This is a genomic window from Pseudomonas halotolerans (genome assembly GCF_039581215.1).
GTDB lineage: Bacteria > Pseudomonadota > Gammaproteobacteria > Pseudomonadales > Pseudomonadaceae > Aquipseudomonas > Aquipseudomonas tehranensis.
Genome location: NZ_JBCNTJ010000010.1, coordinates 197,824 through 210,045, shown reverse-complemented (window position 1 = coordinate 210,045; position 12,222 = coordinate 197,824). Strand labels below are relative to the sequence as shown.

Below are 12,222 nucleotides of genomic sequence, written 5' to 3'. Positions count from 1 at the left end.
CAGGCCCCAGAGCGGGGATTGCAGTTGGCGGCTGGTGTGTTCCAGGGTGTGGTAGGCCATTAATATTGACTGATACACCGCTATCGCGAGCAGGCTCGCTCCCACAGGGTTTTCATCGTCCGGAACTGAGCGATACAAAAGGGCAAAAAAAGGTGTGGCCACCGACGCCACACCCTCGAAGAAAAACTGCTTTCAGACCGCCTTGGCCATCACCTTCGACCGTGGCGACAACAGACTCACCAGCACAAAACTCACCAGCGCCACGCTCAGGCTGTAGTAGATCGGCGTGTTGGCATCCAGGCCGTCCTTGATCATGAAGAACAGCGCAGTGAGAAAGCCCAGAGACATGCTGGTGATCGCGCCGGCCGTGGTGGCGCGTTTCCAGTAGATGGCGCCGATCAGCGGGATCAACATGCCGCCCACCAACAGGTTGTAGGCCAGGGTCAGGGCACTGATCACATCGCTCACCACCAGGGCGATGCCCAACACCACTACGCCCAGCAGCAGGGTCGCGATGCGGTTCTCGTGGACATCGCCATTGCCGCCTTCACGGCCCTGGCGCAGACGCGGCAGCAGGTCCTGGACCACGGTGGTGGAGGCTGCCAGCAGGCCGGCCGCAGCGGTGGACATCAAGGCTGCCAGGGCCGCGGCGATCACCAGCCCGCGAATGCCGTTGGGCAGGCTGGTCTGAACGACGCTGGCAAAGGCGTTGTTGACATTGTCCAGGTCCGGCAGCAATACCTTGGCGGCCATGCCGATCAATGCCCCGGCCAGACCGTACAGCACGCAGTACAGACCCGCGGCGGTACCGGCCACTTTCGCCACGCCTTCGCTACGGGCGGTGAACACCCGCTGCCAGATATCCTGGCCAATGAAGATGCCGAAGAAGTAGATCAGGAAGTAGGTGAGGATGGTGTCCCAGCCAATCGCGGTGAAATCGAAATAGCTGGCCGGCAAGGCCGCCACCATCGCGTCCCAGCCGCCTGCATCGCTGATGGACATCGGCATCAGCAGGAACACCAGGCCGACGGTCATGATCAAGAACTGCACGATGTCGGTGAGGGTCAGCGACCACATGCCGCCGATGGTGGAATACAGCACCACCACGCCGCCGCCCACCAGGATCGAGGCCCAGAACGGCAGGCCGAACAACACCTGCATCACCGTGCCAATGGCGATGGTCGAGGTCGCACCGATCATCAACGCATAAACCAGCATGATCAGCGCACTGGCGTGGCGCGCGGCCGGGTTGTAGCGGCGCTCCAGCACTTGGGTCACGGTGTAGATCTTGAGTTTGAGCAACGGCTTGGCGAGAAACAGGCTCAAGCCGACGATGCCCAGGCCGATGGCGCCGCACAGCCAGAAACCGGAAATACCATGGACGTAGCCCAGGCGCACGGTGCCGATGGTGGAGGCACCGCCCAGGACGGTGGCCGCCATCGTGCCCAGGTAAAAGCCCGGGCCGAGGTTGCGCCCGGCGACCAGGTAGTCGTCACGGGTCTTGGCGCGACGCATGCCGTACCAGCCCAGAGCGATCATGCCGGTGGCATAGATGAGAACGACGATTAAATCCAAAGCCATGATGGCGTGTCTCCGATTGTCTTTTTTATAGTGAGGTCGGGATGAGTGATGCCCTTGTGGCGAGGGGATTCATCCCCGTTGGGCTGCGAAGCAGCCCCAAAATAGTCAACTCAATCTGGCTGGCACACCGAGGTGTCAGGGTTTGGGAGCGCTGCGCGCTCCGGCGGGAATAAATCCCCTCGCCACAGGTTCAGCGCTCGGTGAGACCGAACCCTTGCTACGCGGATCATCCGGCCCATACACCGTCGCCGGCTCCGGAAACAACCCAAGCAGCACCAGGTAAATCACCGAGGCCAGGCCCAGGGTCACCGGCAGGCCGATGTCGATGCCGCCGGCCAGCTCACCCAGCGGTCCGACGAACTGCCCGGGCAGGTTGACGAAGCACAGCCCCACCAGCGCGCTGGGAATCCAGGCCCCCAGGCCGCGCCAGTTCCAACCGTGGCTGAACCAGTAGCGCCCGCCGGTTTCACCACGGGTGAACACTTGCAGGTCATCCGGGCAGTAGAAGCCGCGGCGCACCAGCAGGCCGATGATCATGATCACCATCCATGGCGTGGTGCAGGTGATGATCAGCACGGCGAAGGTCGATACGCTTTGCACCAGGTTGGCGGCGAAGCGCCCGATGAAGATGAAGGCAATCGACAGCACGCCGATCAGCAGCGTTGCCTTGACCCGCGACAGAACTCGAGGGAACACGCTGGACATGTCCAGCCCGGTGCCATACAGCGACGTGGTGCCAGTGGACATGCCGCCGATCACCGCGATCAGGCACACCGGCAGGAAGAACCAGCCCGGCGAAACCGCCAGCAGGCCGCCCACGTAGTTGTTGGCCGCGATGTAGTCCGGTGCCTTGATCGCCACGATGGTGGCCGTGGCAAGGCCGAACAGGAACGGGATCAGCGTCGCCAGTTGCGCGGCGATCACCGCCAGCATGATGCGCCGCTTGGGCGTGCTGCGCGGAATGTAGCGCGACCAGTCACCCAGGAACGCGCCGAAGGAAATCGGGTTGCTCATGGCCACCAGTGCCGCGCCGATGAACGCCGCCCAGAAACCTGGCTGGCCGAGGCCGACGGTGCCGGCGAACTGGCTGTCGAAGTTGGGTGCAAAGGCAAAGATACCGAGCAGAAACAACAGGCTGGCGGCCCAAACGGCGATGCGGTTGACCCACAACATGAAGCGAAAGCCGTAGATGCACACCGTCAATACCAGCAGGGCGAACAGGCCGTAGGCCAGGCCCAGGCTTAGGTCGGTTTCCGGCAGACCGATCAAGCGCTTGGCGCCACCGATCAACGCATCGCCCGAACTCCACACCGACAGGGAGAAGAACGCAATGGCCGTCAGCAGCGACAGGAACGAGCCAACGATCCGCCCGTGTACGCCGAAATGCGCCCCGGAGGACACCGCGTTGTTGGTGCCGTTGAGCGGGCCGAACAGCCCCATGGGCGCGAGGATGATCGAACCGACTACCACCCCCAGCACAATCGCCCAGACCCCGGCCTGGAACGAGAGGCCGAACAGCACCGGGAAACTGCCGAGCACGGCGGTGGCGAAGGTATTGGCACCGCCGAAGATCAGGCGAAACAGATCCGTCGGGCCAGCGGTCCGTTCATGGTCCGGGATCTGTTCGACCCCGTTGGTTTCGATTTGCGTAAGGCTGTTGTCGTTATTGTTATGCATGATCTGCTCCGATCATAAAGGCGCGCTCATCGAGTGTGAGGCGTCGCCTGTTTGGCTAAGGGGGTGGCAGCCCTTCCGGCATCGCGGACAAATGTTCATGGCAGGCCAGCCATAGGCCCTGTTGTTCTTGTGTGCGTCCGTCCTGTTTGCGCAACAGGATGGTTTCGCGCTCCTGGCTAAAGTGTCGCTCCCCTTGCATGCGCAACTCGGTGGCCACGTCATGGATGAAAATCGCCACGTCTCCTTGCAGGCTGACGAAGGCGTTGCTCGAGGTACACGACAGCACCTCGAAGCCATCCTCGGACCGCCAGCGATCCCACAACGCCTGGTAGGCATCGCGCGACAGCAGAGGCTGTTCGAGGGTGTAGAACACGAAACTCGCGTCGGGTGTGAAGGCGCCGAAGTAGGCGTCACGGTCATTGCGGGCGAAGGCCGACACCAGGTTGGCAACGGCCTTGAGCACTTGATCCTGATCGTTCATGACCGCGCCTCAGCGATGAACCACGCCGGGCAGTACGCAGAGCATCTCGTACAGCAGATTGGCGCCCAGCAGCGAGGTGTTGCCGGTGGTGTCGTAAGGCGGCGAGACTTCTACCAGATCGCAACCGACCAGGTCCAGGCCCTGGCAGCCACGCACGATTTCGATGGCTTGGATGGTGGTCAGGCCGCCGATTTCCGGGGTGCCGGTCCCGGGCGCCCAAGCCGGGTCGATGCCATCGATGTCGAAGCTCAGGTACACCGGGCCGCCGCCAACTTTCTCGCGCACTTCAGCCATCAACGGTGCGAGGGATTTGTGCCAGCACTCTTCGGCCTGGACGACGCGGAAACCCTGGTTGCGGCTCCAGTTGAAGTCATCGGCGGTGTAGCCCTGGGCCCGCAGGCCGATTTGCACCACGCGGTCGCAATCGAGCAAGCCTTCTTCCACGGCGCGGCGGAAGGTGGTGCCGTGGGCGATTTTCTCACCGAACATGTGATCGTTCACATCGGCATGGGCGTCGATGTGCACCAGGCCGACCTTGCCGTGTTTCTTGTGGATGGCCCGCAGGATTGGCAGGGTGATGGTGTGATCGCCGCCCAGGGTCAGAGGAATAACATTGTGTTCCAGAATCTTGTGGTACGACTCTTCGATGATCCGCACGGCGTCCAGCAGATTGAAGGTGTTGATCGGCACATCACCGATATCGGCCACCGACAACGAGTCGAACGGCGCGGCACCGGTGGCCATGTTGTAGGGACGGATCATCACCGATTCAGCGCGGATCTCGCGGGGCCCGAAACGGGTGCCGGCGCGCAGAGAGGTGCCGATGTCCAGCGGCACGCCGACGAAAGCAGCGTCCAGGCCGGCAGCCGTGGGCAGATGGGGGAGTCGCATCATGGTGGCGATGCCGCCGAAGCGCGGCATTTCGTTGCCGCCCAGTGGTTGGTGAAGAATCTTGTCCACGGGTAGGGCCTCATCGTTGTTTTATTTGTCAGGGGCCGATTCTGCGAAAAGCCGCTGGCGTGAAGAATCGCTGGGGGCAAATACTTAGTTCAGATTTTTCTAAACTAATGGCGGGCGGGGCGATAGACTTCGCGTCAGCGCAGTCCCCCTGTTTGGATTGGGAAGTAGTGGCCCCTGTGGCGAGGGGATTTATCCCCGCTGGGGCGCGAAGCGGCCCTAAAATTTGAAAGCCCGGTGTGTCAGGAAAATGATATTGGGGCTGCTTCGCAGCCCAGCGGGGATAAATCCCCTCGCCACAAATGTGCAGTGACCCGCCTGTATGGAGACCCCCAATGGCCAACGCTCTACCCGACCTGAAACTGCTGCGCATTTTCGTCAGCGTGGTTCGGCACCAGGGGTTCGCCAATGCCCAGCATGAGCTCAACCTCTCCACGTCGGCCATCAGCACCTACATGAGCCAGCTCGAATCAGCCCTGGGCCTGGTGCTGTGTCATCGTGGGCGGGGTGGGTTCAGCCTGACCAGCAAGGGTGAGTTGTTCCACCAGGAGACCCTGCGTCTGTTGGGCGAGCTTGAAGGGTTCGAGCAATACGCCGCGGCGCTGAAGGGCGAGTTGCGCGGCACGCTGAACCTGGGGGTGATCGACTCCACTGTCAGCGACACAGCCCTGCCGTTCGCCGAAGCCATCGGTGCCTACAGCCAGGAGCATCCGGCGGTGCACCTGCACCTGTCGGTCATGAGCCCGTACGAGCTGCAACTCGGTGTGCAGGACAACCGCCTGGACCTGGCCATCGGCGCGTTTTCCACGCGCATGAGCGGGTTGGTCTACATGCCGCTGTACCGTGAGCAGCACTGGTTGTACTGCAGCAATCGTCACCCATTGTTCAACGAACGGCGTATTCCCGAGCAAGTCATCACCCAACAACGCATGGTCGGACGCGGTTACTGGAGCCAGGCCGAACTGGCCCGCCACGGCTTCAAGCACAGCGCGGCGACGGTGGAGAGCATGGAGGCGCAGTTGATCCTGGTATTGTCCGGCGCCTACGTCGGCTATCTGCCCGAACACTACGCTCAGGCCTGGGTGGACAAGGGCGATTTGCGCGTGTTGCTGCCGGCCACTTTTGGTTATCAGGCACCGTTTTCGATGATCGTGCGCCGTGGCCGCAGCCGAGAGCCGCTGATCCAGACGTTTCGTGACCTGCTCAAAGCGCAGCTCAACCAGGCCTGAGGTGCCGTCATGTCCAGAATTCATTGTCCGCGCTGCCACAGGCCGCAAAGCCATTGCCTGTGCCCGCTGATCCCCAGCCTCGACAGCCGCACCCGGGTGCTGTTGTTGCAGCATCCCAGCGAGGTGAATCATGCCCTGAACACCGCGCGACTGGCGGTGCTGGGGCTCAATAATGCCGAGTTGATCGTGGGGGAGGTGTTCGAGGATTTGCCTGGGTTGCTCAATCAACCGGGTTATCAGGCGCGGCTGTTGTTTCCCGGTGAAGAGGCGCAGCCCATGCACGCGTATGCGCCGTCTGACGATCCGCTGCTGTTGGTCGTGCCGGACGGCACCTGGCGCAAGGCGCGCAAGTTGCTGCACCTCAACCCTCTGTTGGCGGCGCTGCCGAGGGTGACGCTGGCTGCGGACGGCGTGTCCCGCTACCGCTTGCGCAAGGCACCAGGGCCGGGGGCGTTGTCGACCGTGGAAGCGGTTGTCCAGGCGCTGCAGACCCTTGAGGCGCCGACAAGCTTTGAGCCGTTGCTGAGGCCGTTCGAGGCGTTGATCGAGGGGCAGATTGCGGCGATGGGGGAGCAGACCTTCCAGCGTAACCATGCTCAGAAATAAGGGGTGTCTTCGCTGGCCTCTTCGCGAGCAAGCCCGCTCCCACAGGTGATCTCCTGCGGCCGCGAAATTTGTATTCGTCACAGATCCATTGTGGGAGCGGGCTTGCTCGCGAAGACGGCCGCTCAATCACCGCATATCCCAGCAAAAATCAGCGCTCGCGCATCGCCTCAGTCCGCGCTTTCAACACCGGCTTGAGCAAGTAATCCAGCACACTCTTCTCCCCGGTAATGATGTCCACCGTCGCCACCATCCCTGGAATGATCAACAACGGTTTGGCATCGCCGCCCAAGTGGTTTTTATCGGTGCGCACCTGGATCAGATAGAAGCTGTTGCCCTTGTCATCGGTGATGGTGTCGGCGCCGATCAGTTCGAGCCTGGCGCTCATTCCGCCGTAGATCGTGTAATCGTAGGCGCTGAACTTGACCATGGCTTTCTGGCCCGGATGCAGGAAGGCTACGTCTTGGGGGCGGACCTTGGCTTCGATCAGCAGGTTGTCTTCCAGCGGCACGATTTCGGCCATGTCGCTGCCCGGCTGCACTACGCCGCCGATGGTGTTGACCTTGAGTTGCTTGATCACCCCATGTACCGGCGAGACCACGGTGGTGCGGGTCACGCGGTCGTCGATGGCAATGCTCGAAGCGGTGATTTTTGACAACTCCGTGCGTTTCTCATTGAGCTCCTTGGCCGCTTCGGAGCGGAAGGATTGTTCCGATTCGTCGATCTTGCTCTTGATCTCGTTGATCGCCGATTCGGCCCGAGGAATCGCCAGGGTCGTGGCGTTGAGCGAGCCACGGATTTCCACCGCGCTGCGTTTGAGCCGCAGGATTTCCACCGGCGACACGGCCCCGGTGCGCACCAGCGGCGCTGACATGTTCATCTCCTCTTGCAGCAAGGCCAGGCTGGAACTGAACTGGCCCTGCTTGGAGCGAAACTCCGCCAGTTCCTGGGTTTTCTGCCGCAGCTGTTCAGTCAGCGTCCGCTGTTCGCTGGCCAGGCGCCGCTGCCGTTGTTCATACAGCGAGCGTTCGTCCTCGGCCACTTGCGGGGCCTTGCTGATGACTTCAGCGGAAAGCTGGAAAGGCCGGCCTTCGGCTTCGGCCGACAAGCGTTCGACCTGGGCGGTCAGCGCATAACGATCAGCCTCGCTTTCGCCCTTGTTCGATAGAAACCGCGTGTCGTCCAGGCGCAGCAGGGTGTCGCCCTTGTTCACCATCTGGCCTTCGCGCACGAAAATCTCGGTGACGATGCCGCCCTCCAGGTTCTGGATCACTTGAATCTTGCTCGAGGGAATGGCCTTGCCTTCGCCGGTGGTGACTTCCTGCAAGACTGCCAGCTTGGCCCACACCAGTGCGGTGATGATCAACCCGGCCGCCAGCCACACGGTGACCCGCGAGCGCCGTGGTGAATCCTGCAGCGCGGCACCGGCGGTTTCCGGCATGAACTCGCTTTCAGCGCTTTTGCTGAAACTGCCGAAATAGCTTCGGGCCGCTGAATCGGGTGTTTGAGCAGACATGATGCGATACCCGTCGGTTAAGTGAAATAGAGCTAGGTGCTGCTTTTGTGGCGAGGGGATTTATCCCCGCTGGGCTGCGAAGCGGCCCCAAGACAGTCAACTCAATCTGTCTGATACACCGAGGTGTCAGGGTTAGGGCTGCTTCGCAGCCCAGCGGGGATAAATCCCCTCGCCACAGGTGTTGTGTGGGCTGTTAAACCGCAGCAGACCCCACCCGCCCTTTGCGCAGTGCGTCAATCACCGCTTCCTTCGGCCCATCGGCCACAATCCGGCCGTTATCCAGCACCACCAACCGATCCACCAGGCTGAGCATCGACGTGCGGTGGGTCACCAGCAGCACCGTCTTGCCCTGCACATGGGTATGGAGCTTTTGCCGCAACACGTCTTCGCTGCTGTTGTCCATGGCGCTGGTGGGTTCGTCCAGCAGCAGGATCGGCGGGTCGAGCAACAGGGCGCGGGCCAGTAGCACGGCCTGGCGCTGCCCACCGGAGAGCAACTGCCCGCGTTCGCCTACCGGGCGGTCGAAGCCCTGGGGATGCTGGCGGGCCAGTTCGGTGACGCCGGTCAGTTCCGCCACTTCCAGCATGCGTGCATCGCTGATGTAGCGGGCGCCGAGGGTGAGGTTGTCGCGCAGGCTGCCGGCCAGCAGCGGCAGGTCATGGGCGACATAGCCGATCTGCTGGCGCAGGTCCGCCACGTCCAGTTGCCGCAGGTCCAGCCCATCGAGCAGCAACTGACCTTCCTGCGGCTCATAAAACCCCATCACCAGGCGCGCCAGGGTGCTTTTGCCCGAGCCACTGCGACCGATGATCCCGACCCGTTCGCCGGGCTTGAGGCTGAAACTCACCTTTGCCAGCGCCGGGGCGTTTTGGCCGTCGTAATGGAAGGTCACGCCGCTGACGTCCAGCGCGCCCTGCAACTGGGTGCGATCCAGCGGCCGTTGTTTGGCATCGCGCTCCTGGGGCAGCGCCATCAGCGCATCGGTGCTGCGCATGGTGAGCTGGGCTTGCTGGTAACGGGTGATCAGCCCGGCGATCTGCCCCAGCGGCGCCAGCACCCGGCTGCCGAGCATGTAGGTCGCCACCAGCGCGCCGACGCTGAGGTTGCCGGCGATGATGCTGTAGACCCCGGCGACGATGGTCGCCATGCCGGCCAGTTGTTGCAGGAACAGCGTGCCGTTGGTGGCCAGCGCCGAGAGGCTGCGCGCGTGGCTGTCCAGGCGGGTGAGGGCACCGTGGGTGCTTTCCCATTGATGCTGGCGCTCGCTCTCGGCACTGCAGGCCTTGAGGGTTTCCAGGCCGCCGAGGGTTTCAATCAGCAATGCCTGACGCTGGGCGCCCAATGCCAGGCTTTTTTGCACGGTGTCGCGCAGGCGTGCCTGGATGATCATTGCGAAAATAATGGTGAGCGGAAAAGCCACCACCGGAATCACCACCAGCCAGCCGCCCAGCAGGCCGATCACCACCAGCATCAGCACGGCGAAGGGCAGGTCGATCAGGCTGGTGAGGGTGACGGCGGTGAGGAATTCGCGCAGTCCCTGGAAATCATGGATGCTTTGGGCGAAGCCGCCGATGGTGACCGGTTTGGCCTTCATCGCCATGCCGGTGATGCGTTCGAACAGGGTGGCGGAGAGGATCACGTCGGTCTTCTTGCCGGCGGTGTCCAGCAGATGGGCGCGCACCACGCGCAACACCAGTTCGAAACCGGTGCCGATCAACAGCCCCACGGCCAGCACCCACAAAGTCGACGTGGCCTGGTTCGGCACCACGCGGTCGTAGGTCTGCATGACGAACAGCGGCACCATCAGCCCCAGCAGGTTGATCAGGAAACTCGCCAGGATCGCGTCGCTGTACAACCAGCGCGACAGTTTCAAGGTGTCGCGAAACCACGCTTCGACCCGTGGAACCAAGGGCGCGCGCAGGTCTTCGAGTTCATGGCGCGGCCGGGCGAACAACGCCTGGCCGCTGTAGACGGCGCTCAGTTCGTCGCGGCTGACCCACTGCTCGCCGCCATCGGCTTCGCTGGGCAGGATCAGCGCCTGGCCGTCCTCGCCCCAGCGTCGCAACACGGCGCAGCGGCCACCGGCCAGAATCAGCATCACCGGCAGGTTGAGTGGCGAAATATCGGCCAGGTCGCGGCGTAGCAGACGCGCCTGCAAACTGGCCCGGGCCGCTGCGCGTGGCAGCAGGTCCAGGCTCAAGCGTTGGTGCGCCATTGGAAGCCCGGCGCCAAGGCTGGCGCGGCTGACTGTCGCGCCATGGAGTTTGCAGAGGATCAACAGACCGTCCAGCAACGGATCATCGAAATTCAGCCGCGGATCGGCGGGGATTACCGGTTCCATCGTGGTCACATTGATCGCTCCCATTTTTTTGGAGGGGGCCTACTTCAGTTCGGGCAGCCGCGCTTCGTTTTTGACTTCGGTCTGGGCGACCGCGTCGGCCGGCAGCACCACCCGCTGTTTGCTCAACAACTGGCCCATGTTCGCCAATACCCGATACATCGAGTATTCCTCGGTGTAGCGCACTTCGGTGTAGCGACGGTTGGCGTTGTACAACTCGTTTTCGCTGTCGAGCACATCGAGCAGGGTCCGCTGGCCGAGACCGAACTGATCTTGATAGGCGGCGCGTACACGGGAGGTGGTTTCGGCGTATTCCCGGGCGGTCGGGGTCTGCTTGCGGGCGTTGAGCATCGCGTTCCAGGCCAGGCGCGTGTCTTCGTTGAGCTGGCGCAGGGCGTTGTTGCGGATGTCCATGGCCTGGTTGATCTGGTGAGCATTGGACGCCAACCGCGCCTTGTCGCTGCCGCCGCGGAACAGGTTGTAGTTCATCACCACACCGACCCGCCAGTTGTTGTCGTGGCCTTCTTCGCCACCGAGGTTGTTATTGGCGCCCACCGCCGCCTCGGCGTCGAAACGCGGATAGAACGGCGACTTGGCCACTTCATACTGGCTTTCGGCGGACTGCACGTCGGCCTGGGCCGATTTCAGGTAGGGGTTGTTATCCACCATGCTTTGCTGGGCTTCGCGCAGGTCAGCGGGCATCTCGCCTTTGGTCGAGGGCGGGGTTTCCAGCTCATCGGGCATGCGCCCGACCACGCTGTAGAAGTTGGCCTCGGCGTCGGCCAGGTCGACCTGGGCGGTGTCGTAATTGTTTTCCGCCAGGGCCCGGCGAGCATTGGACTGATCGGAGTCGGCGGTACTGCCCACGCCACGCTCGGTACGCAGGCCGATCTGGTCGTTGACCCGCAGGTGGGCCTGCAAGTTGTTCTTGGCCAGGGTCACCAGCTCGCGACGCTTGAGCACTTCCAGGTAAACCTCAATGGTGCGCAGCGCCAGATCCTGGGCGGTGCCTTGGGCGTAGTAGGCCCGGGAATTGACCACGCCTTTGGTGCGTTCCACTTCATTGGCGGTGTTGAACCCGTCAAACAGCATCTGCCGCAGGCGCAGTTCCGACTGGGTGTAAGTCAGGATATTGGTGCGGTGATTGCCCAGCGCTCGGGTATTGGTGTTGTCGCTGTAGCCCCGCCCGTAGCCGGCATTCAAATCCACCGAGGGGAAGAACCCTCCTCTGGCGACTTTGACGTCTTCGTTGGCCGACAGACGGCTATCGACCCGTTGTGCCAATTCCGGGTGAGTCGCAATGGTGCTCTGGATCGCTTCGGTCAACGACATGGCCTGCGCAGAAGAAGAGCAGGCCATGGCCAGCAAAACCGCGCTGCAGAGGGGGGAAAGAACGCGCATGGGGTGCATCTCCTGAGGTCTGTTGTACTTCGCTGTCGCCAATATATTGACGTATTTAAGATCAAAACCGTTTCAAGCTTGTAACAACACAGCTAAGAACATCCTGCGCAAAACCTAAGAAGAATTTCTCATAACGCTTATGCCAAAAAAAACTTATGTGCTTGGAAAAAAGCAGCACATTGTTCAAAGCGAAAGCCTTTGAATCTGCGGGTCCTGACGGATTTTGGGCGTCAATAAAGTTCCATCATCAATTTGAAACGATGTGAAGAGGTGCTGAAAAGGACGATTTGCAAGGCGGTTTTAAGTGACGGTTTTTTGTCATTGTGGCGAATAGCTAGCGCCTTTTGCGTCCACCAAAGCTGGCAGATTTTCCAGATTTCCTGGCTGCCAACCGGAGCGCCAACTCTTCACCCAAACAGGTGCCGACTGCGGTTGGCAA

The 12,222-nt window shown here is 62.0% G+C and carries 9 protein-coding genes; 2 read left to right on the top strand and 7 right to left on the bottom strand.

Annotation, left to right across the window (positions count from 1 at the left end; genetic code table 11):
• Positions 1 to 192 precede the first annotated feature (192 nt).
• The 4 genes from AAIS01_RS15835 to speB all read right to left on the bottom strand — a co-directional run bounded on the left by AAIS01_RS15835 (position 193) and on the right by speB (position 4,699).
• Positions 193 to 1,581, bottom strand: a complete 1,389-nt coding sequence (locus AAIS01_RS15835; RefSeq protein WP_343469700.1) for a sodium:solute symporter family protein — start codon at positions 1,579 to 1,581, stop codon at positions 193 to 195.
• A gap of 135 nt (positions 1,582 to 1,716) precedes the next feature.
• Positions 1,717 to 3,261 (bottom strand): purine-cytosine permease family protein, encoded by a 1,545-nt coding sequence (locus AAIS01_RS15830; protein ID WP_343469706.1) that lies wholly within the window; start codon positions 3,259 to 3,261, stop codon positions 1,717 to 1,719.
• 52 nt (positions 3,262 to 3,313) lie between these two features.
• Positions 3,314 to 3,739 (bottom strand): YybH family protein, encoded by a 426-nt coding sequence (locus AAIS01_RS15825; RefSeq protein WP_343469699.1) that lies wholly within the window; start codon positions 3,737 to 3,739, stop codon positions 3,314 to 3,316.
• Positions 3,740 to 3,748: 9 nt separating this feature from the next.
• A complete protein-coding gene (gene speB, locus AAIS01_RS15820; RefSeq protein ID WP_214913156.1) occupies positions 3,749 to 4,699 on the bottom strand; it encodes an agmatinase in 951 nt (316 codons plus the stop codon).
• 332 nt (positions 4,700 to 5,031) lie between these two features.
• Here speB and AAIS01_RS15815 point away from each other — a divergent pair, with 332 nt between their 5' ends.
• Both AAIS01_RS15815 and AAIS01_RS15810 read left to right on the top strand, forming a co-directional pair.
• The gene (locus AAIS01_RS15815; protein ID WP_186658658.1) at positions 5,032 to 5,925 is read left to right on the top strand and encodes a LysR family transcriptional regulator; all 894 of its coding nucleotides are present in this window, start codon (positions 5,032 to 5,034) and stop codon (positions 5,923 to 5,925) included.
• Positions 5,926 to 5,934: 9 nt separating this feature from the next.
• The gene (locus tag AAIS01_RS15810; RefSeq protein ID WP_343469698.1) at positions 5,935 to 6,531 is read left to right on the top strand and encodes a tRNA-uridine aminocarboxypropyltransferase; all 597 of its coding nucleotides are present in this window, start codon (positions 5,935 to 5,937) and stop codon (positions 6,529 to 6,531) included.
• A gap of 148 nt (positions 6,532 to 6,679) precedes the next feature.
• On the opposite strand, the gene AAIS01_RS15805 is transcribed toward AAIS01_RS15810, so the two are convergent.
• The 3 genes from AAIS01_RS15805 to AAIS01_RS15795 form a co-directional block, all read right to left on the bottom strand.
• A complete protein-coding gene (locus tag AAIS01_RS15805; RefSeq protein ID WP_092397459.1) occupies positions 6,680 to 8,044 on the bottom strand; it encodes an HlyD family type I secretion periplasmic adaptor subunit in 1,365 nt (454 codons plus the stop codon).
• 193 nt (positions 8,045 to 8,237) lie between these two features.
• Entirely contained in the window at positions 8,238 to 10,394 is a 2,157-nt protein-coding gene (locus AAIS01_RS15800; RefSeq protein ID WP_343469697.1) for a type I secretion system permease/ATPase, read from the bottom strand.
• Positions 10,395 to 10,424: 30 nt separating this feature from the next.
• The gene (locus AAIS01_RS15795; protein WP_343469696.1) at positions 10,425 to 11,783 is read right to left on the bottom strand and encodes a TolC family outer membrane protein; all 1,359 of its coding nucleotides are present in this window, start codon (positions 11,781 to 11,783) and stop codon (positions 10,425 to 10,427) included.
• Positions 11,784 to 12,222: the final 439 nt, after the last annotated feature.

Excerpts from the sequence above, each read along its gene's own strand:
- AAIS01_RS15835 (WP_343469700.1), bottom strand. The coding sequence starts at position 1,581 with ATGGCTTTGGATTTAATCGTCGTTCTCATCTATGCCACCGGCATGATC.
- AAIS01_RS15810 (WP_343469698.1), top strand. The coding sequence starts at position 5,935 with ATGTCCAGAATTCATTGTCCGCGCTGCCACAGGCCGCAAAGCCATTGC.
- AAIS01_RS15805 (WP_092397459.1), bottom strand. The coding sequence starts at position 8,044 with ATGTCTGCTCAAACACCCGATTCAGCGGCCCGAAGCTATTTCGGCAGT.
- AAIS01_RS15795 (WP_343469696.1), bottom strand. The coding sequence starts at position 11,783 with ATGCGCGTTCTTTCCCCCCTCTGCAGCGCGGTTTTGCTGGCCATGGCC.
- AAIS01_RS15825 (WP_343469699.1), bottom strand. The coding sequence starts at position 3,739 with ATGAACGATCAGGATCAAGTGCTCAAGGCCGTTGCCAACCTGGTGTCG.
- AAIS01_RS15815 (WP_186658658.1), top strand. The coding sequence starts at position 5,032 with ATGGCCAACGCTCTACCCGACCTGAAACTGCTGCGCATTTTCGTCAGC.